Annotated in this window: 5 protein-coding genes and 1 pseudogene; all 6 read right to left on the reverse strand. The window is 38.9% G+C overall.

Translation table 11 applies throughout. The features are described from left to right. The coding region (gene tnpA / locus F607_RS35710) for an IS200/IS605 family transposase (protein WP_027710105.1) at positions 1-194 on the reverse strand (194 nt) is incomplete at its 3' end. Between the two features lie 104 nt (positions 195-298). Then, positions 299-625 carry an HD domain-containing protein gene (locus F607_RS31535; RefSeq protein ID WP_051311793.1) on the reverse strand — a complete coding sequence of 109 codons (327 nt, stop codon included), beginning with the start codon at positions 623-625 and terminating at the stop codon, positions 299-301. Between the two features lie 439 nt (positions 626-1,064). After that, entirely contained in the window at positions 1,065-2,393 is a 1,329-nt protein-coding gene (locus F607_RS31540) for a cytochrome-c peroxidase (protein WP_169719844.1), read from the reverse strand. Between the two features lie 93 nt (positions 2,394-2,486). Then, on the reverse strand, positions 2,487-3,467 hold the full coding sequence (locus F607_RS35320; RefSeq protein WP_051311795.1) for a FixH family protein: 981 nt from the start codon (positions 3,465-3,467) through the stop codon (positions 2,487-2,489). Positions 3,468-3,483: 16 nt separating this feature from the next. Next, the gene (locus F607_RS31550) at positions 3,484-5,226 is read right to left on the reverse strand and encodes a choice-of-anchor B family protein (RefSeq protein WP_084611402.1); all 1,743 of its coding nucleotides are present in this window, start codon (positions 5,224-5,226) and stop codon (positions 3,484-3,486) included. Between the two features lie 396 nt (positions 5,227-5,622). Continuing rightward, a pseudogene (locus tag F607_RS34950) lies at positions 5,623-5,856 on the reverse strand (IS982 family transposase); the annotation flags it as partial.

Consider the following 5,856-nt stretch of genomic DNA (forward strand, 5'->3'; position numbering starts at 1 on the left):
CACATATGAATATGATCAGCCTTCAAGTATCCCTCTATTATTTCACTTTCTCTGTGCTTTGCTAACTCATGGAATACTTCTCTAAGATGAGCACGCAAGGCTCCATATATCACTTTTTTCCTATACTTTGGGATAAACACTACATGATATTTACAATCCCACTTGGTATGTGCCAAACTTTTATAGTCTCTCATTAGTTGATTTACCTTCGTTACTTTTTGCTTGAAGCACGAAGGGTATAAAGACCGTGGGAATGGTCAAACCTTTGAGAGTCACTCGGCATAGCCGGGGGTTTACCTTATTTAATTAACGCTACCTGCAAATCACCAGTCACATTTTCCATTAAAGCGTATGTCTTCTGTTTTTTTTCTTTTCTATTTATCCCAGGCTGATCAGACAAAATAGCTACAGCATCCGAAATAAATTGATTAAACTCTCTGGCAAGCTCATCAAGCGTTACACTTGTATCCTCAACAACATCATGCAAATAGCCAATAGTTTGTGCAACTTCCCCATATGGAACTAATAACTCAACAACCCTATCCAAATGATAAGCGTATGGCTTATCACCATAAGTTTGATTGCCATGTCTTTCGAGGGCAAATTGCTTGGCTTTATCTATCATTGTTAACCTATCCTCAGACTCTTATCTTTGTACTATAGACCATTAACAAATGCTTTAATTTGTTATCGAAGCCAACAAAGCACAGAATTACACAATGAGTCAGTTTATGCTAAAAACTAAAGTACTCCCATAATGAATCATTTTTAGGTGTCAAAATAAAGTGGTATATACTCACAGCGAAGGGTTATTTCGGCGAGGCCACCGAGCGATGAAGCCCCAGGAGTTTAGATAAACTAAATGACTGGAGTGGCAGTTAAATGCTCCTCGGCAATAGCTCCTGCATTGCTCTACTATATGACATCCATGTCATTATGCATAATCTGTATTCACACCATCCTTGGTGGTCAAGAGCGATGGTAACAAAACCTAGAAATCATTCGTGAAGGGTTTAGCTACATGATTTGGTGACAGAGATGACGCTCAATAATTTTATCCCGCCCTAATACATAGCTTGCTGTACATTATCTGTTTGTTCAAGCATATGCTTAGGTGCTTGCCACCATTGATTTGCAAGCTTCAAATCCCCTGTCAGGGTCAGCAAAAAAGACTTAATCTGTTGTAACTCTTCTGGCGTTAAGCCGAGCGGCAATATATCAAAATGTGGTCTGGAAGGATGCTGCTCTCGATCATAGTAAGGCGGGGTAGGTTTATTATAGTGCTCTAAGACTTCATCCAGCGAGGCAAACTGCCCACTTTGCATATAAGGTGCAGTTTCAGCAACATTTCGTAAGGAAGGGGTTTTAAAAGCGCCAACGAGTTCAGGTCCTTGTTTTTTTAAATAAAGCATCTCCTGGCAATAGTTTTTGTCCGCATCACTCCATGAGGATAAACACGTAAATTCATCTTTTAACAGTGCTGCAACCCCTTCATAGCGCCCCATATCAACTTGTTTTATATCCGATTCTGGAGCACCAATATTATGGAACTCAAAATTGGTAAAAAGCGGCCCATTATGACAGCTGGCACAGTTGCCTTTTCCCATAAATAATCTTAAACCCGCAACTTCATTCTCTGTTAAAATTTGTTTCAGCTGCTCAATATCACTTGAGTTATTTTCAAGCTGTCTAACAAACAAATCAAAGCGACTAGACAATGGCTGTATTTGTCGCTGGTAAGCCATTAGTAGTTTACCGACATCTGCAAAAACACGATTAATTAAATTTTGCTCTGCATGATTGATAGTCTGCCAGTTTATTTGAGCTTGAGTTACTCCATTTGGGCTTGCAGGTATTTTAAGCTTCAACAATAATTTTAATTGCTGAAAATATTTCCTGGGTAAGGTGTTAGCTGCGCCTTTCGTTTTAGTAATTAGTTCTCTATATAACGGTAAATAGTGTTGTATGAATACTTGCACCACCTCCAGCCGACTTAATCCATGCTCAACATCGGACTCCATTGGGCCCAATGCTTGTGACCATAAGCTATCCTTACGCCCATCCCAAAACTGCCAGGGACTGTATGCACTTCCAATGATTGAAGGTGCATTGCGTCGTGTTTCCCCCATACCTTTTGATACGACTAATCCATCCGTAAAGTATTGTTGAGGATTATGGCAGCTTGCACATGATACCTGCTGATTTGCACTAAACCGTTTATCGAAAAAGAGCTGCTGCCCAATAGTGGCTGCCGCTAATGAATCCGCATACTGATTATCTTGTGCATCAGGTAATGGAGGTAGATTAGATAAATTAAACTGCGATAAAAACTGAATATCTGCTGCACTAAACTGGTACAGGTTAATATCACTATGGACATGTCCACTCAACATCCATAAAACCAATAAACAGTACAAGCTTTTTATTTTTATAGGTCTGCTCATGATTATAGTAGTAATTGATAAGGCACTTTTTATTATCAGCCTCTATAATACAATATTAAATTTTACTGTATCCAGCTCTTTATTATGTGGTATATCAAACTCCATAACCCACCAACCAATCATTTGAAACTTCACACCTTCTACAAGATAAACGCCAGGTTCAACCTCAGCTGTAATTCTAGGCTGTGTTGGTAAACCATGAACATGACCTGGCATATGGCCTCTTACTTGAATCTTCTTATCCGCAACAGGTTGCCCCTTAAGGTCAGAAATAAATAAATACCACTGATGTATTGTATTTAAGGGTACCGCCGGCTCGTTCCCAATAGATAATACTGTTAATTCGTTTGCTACAGGCTCAACATGTGCAAAATAGTGTAAATCTCTAGATAGCTGAAAACTCGATGTATCCAGGGGAGATGGAATTGTTTGGTTATTCATTGCAGGAACTGAAAGCGACATATTAGCAACTGGCTCTTTGACCGTTTGCATTACTTTCGGCATAGAAGGATGAACACTACGAATTTGAGTATTATGCGCTAAAAGCTGGTGCTTAGAAGGTATTAACGATATTTCTCGTTGCAGCTTAATACGTGACTGCCAACGCTGAAACATAGCTTGCGTTAGCAACTTATGACCATAACCTAAATAGCGGCTGCTTTGCTGCCGGTTATCTGCGCCTTGCTGTTGCCACTGTGAAATCTGACTAGCGAGTAGATTTGCAGCATCACTCAACTGCTGTTTAGTATATTCATCTTTAGCAGATCTTGCTGAAACTCTTAATTTATTTACATCTTTGCGCAACTGATTTGAACGGCTGATCAGTTTGATTGATGAGAGTTCTAAATTTCTCCCATCATAAATCAGTTGAGACGCAATATCGACAGTGCTTATTATTTGCGGAGGTTTCTCAATTGAAACCTCCGCACTATAAAGCACGTTACTTAACAGTAAGTTTACCGTTATAAACCAACAACCATTGAAGTAATTAATGAGGCCTTTTCTTGTCTGTTTCCCCTTCATAAGGCCTCGCAATGCGTTAGTTAAGTGTAATATTAACAGTATAATCTTCCACCTCTCCATACTTAAACTCACTACAGGCTGACGGCTCACCATTATAACGCATAGACACCCGAAGCCGTGTTTTCCCCGCTTTAACTGTTGAAGGAATTGTCATAACACCACTTACGGTTGAAGATGTTGCTTCATTAGAGCTAAACACCATTTCTCCAGTGTCATCAAAATCACCATCTTTATTTAGATCAATCCACACTTTCCAGTACTCATTAAATTTTATTCCTGAAAAGCCAGGTTTTAGCTCAACACTACTTTGCCCCGCAGCTAAATCAATCACTTTGTCAGTAAAATCAGAGTACTGTTTTGCACCTGAGGTGTGTGAGTACTGACCGAATTTCACTCCAGCAATCCACTCATAATTTGCATTGGTACTTTTGGCATTACAATAGGTTGGGTCCGGATTAGGCTTTTTAATCGCATCCCAATCAGGATTAACGACAAATAGTCCATTACCAATATCACTTAACACGATATTACCACTATCAAAATAAACGTAATTACTCCATGTACCTGAAAATTGCGCACTATTTGAACCAGGAATAGTATCAAAGTAGGCGACTTCTTCCAGCTTGCCATTTTCAATATCATCGGTGCTTAAAATACGTAATCCAGCACGGTAATTCGTTTCAAAAACAAAGCCATCTTTAGTATAAAGGTTATGGTCAATAGCCGAAGTAGGACCCACATAACGCCCTATTTCTTTTGGATTATCCAACTGTCTAACATCATAAATATATGACGTTGTATTAATACCATTACGTTGTTCATCCAGCTCATCATTCATGATCAGGATGTTATGCTCGTCATTAAGAAACCAGCCCTGGTGAGTATATTGAGAACCTTCATAAGGCGTTCTGGATATTTGTTTAGGATTTAATTTATTGGTCACATCAACAATCGTTATTGTGTCTTCATTGTAACCCACACATATTTCTTGCTGATAATACCGAACATCAGAACCTTTATATACAACACACTGTGTATCATGAGTATAACCATCTGAAGAAAAACATCCTGCATAGGTCGGTCGTTGAGGATCAGACACATTCACCATGTATAGACCACCACTACACTGGTTACTGCCGACAATATAGGCATACCCCGTATCTTCATTAATGGCAATATTATGCGCATTACCAAATCCACCTAAATGCGCTGTTTCCTGTAATGTTTGTCCTGGCGAGGGTAAGTCACGTAATGTTGTTAAATCAAATACCTGTAACCCATGTGTACGATTACCACTGCCATCAGCCACAATAAATGCATGATCATTATAGGTTTTTATATCTCGCCACGAAGCGGAGCCATTATTATGAGAAGGAAGAAAACCCAGGAAAACAGGCTTAAGCGGATTAGTGATATCAACAAATGATGTACCATTGGTTCTGCCTACAATGGCAATCTCAGCACCTGTGACAGGGTCTGTATAACCCCAAATATCATTAAGATTTGCAGATCCACCGCCCATTTTTTCTTTTGCTAAAAATGACTGCAAATCCACATTTTTACAAGGATAACCACTCGCATTTCCATTTTCACAGTTGGTGGATATATCTTGTAACAACATTTTAGGCTTTTTGCCTTCATTACTGTCATCAAACTTAAACCCGTCGGGAAACATAGCGCTATGTCCATAACTGAACATAGGTAAACTCACACCAGCTATAAAACCTACAAAACTGGTAGTATATGAGTTCCTTCTCATTTGAACGCTCCTTGTTATTATAACTTTAAATCGCTTGAGTTTAAGGCAATGTGCAGTTCTACCTACTTCATAACCTTGTTAAAGACTACTCAAAGCGTTTCCCCTAACTGGGTATATTCACCACATAAAATGGCCCTGAGGATCTGCACTGTGTTTTTTTATATTTATGCACTTTTGTACTAACAGACTTAACGCTATTATTTCTTATTATCATGTAAGCTTAGAACTAATGTATTAACAGTAATTCACTTACAATTATTAGTCCAGCATCTACCAAGTCAGTATATGACTCTTTTTACATCTTTTTTCAACAGTAAACCATTCTCATATTGATAAAGCAGCCTTCACTTTATAGAAACTAATTCAATATAATAATATAACGCGATGCTCGACTTTTTAGCCTATTAATTTAGCTAACTGAAGAGGAGCATTGCCTTGGTTCCTATTAAATAATACACACAAACTGTGTGATAATAGCTTGCGGGTAATTCGATTAGTCAAGCTCCATAGTGTTCTGCCTTTGGTTCGCTGAATATTAAACCTTTCTACTAGCTGACCAATCGTTGTCTCCACCCGCCGTCGGAGCCGGTTTAACTGTCCCCTCCATTTCTCAGGGAGTTGATCCACCAT

Origin of the sequence: Zooshikella ganghwensis DSM 15267 (genome assembly GCF_000428585.1) — a bacterium.
Taxonomy (GTDB): Bacteria; Pseudomonadota; Gammaproteobacteria; order Pseudomonadales; family Zooshikellaceae; genus Zooshikella; species Zooshikella ganghwensis.

What these genes read in the sequence shown, in the direction of transcription:
- F607_RS31550 (WP_084611402.1), bottom strand. Translation starts at nt 5,226, where the DNA reads ATGAGAAGGAACTCATATACTACCAGTTTTGTAGGTTTTATAGCTGGT.
- F607_RS35320 (WP_051311795.1), bottom strand. Translation starts at nt 3,467, where the DNA reads ATGAAGGGGAAACAGACAAGAAAAGGCCTCATTAATTACTTCAATGGT.
- F607_RS31540 (WP_169719844.1), bottom strand. Translation starts at nt 2,393, where the DNA reads ATGTTGAGTGGACATGTCCATAGTGATATTAACCTGTACCAGTTTAGT.
- F607_RS31535 (WP_051311793.1), bottom strand. Translation starts at nt 625, where the DNA reads ATGATAGATAAAGCCAAGCAATTTGCCCTCGAAAGACATGGCAATCAA.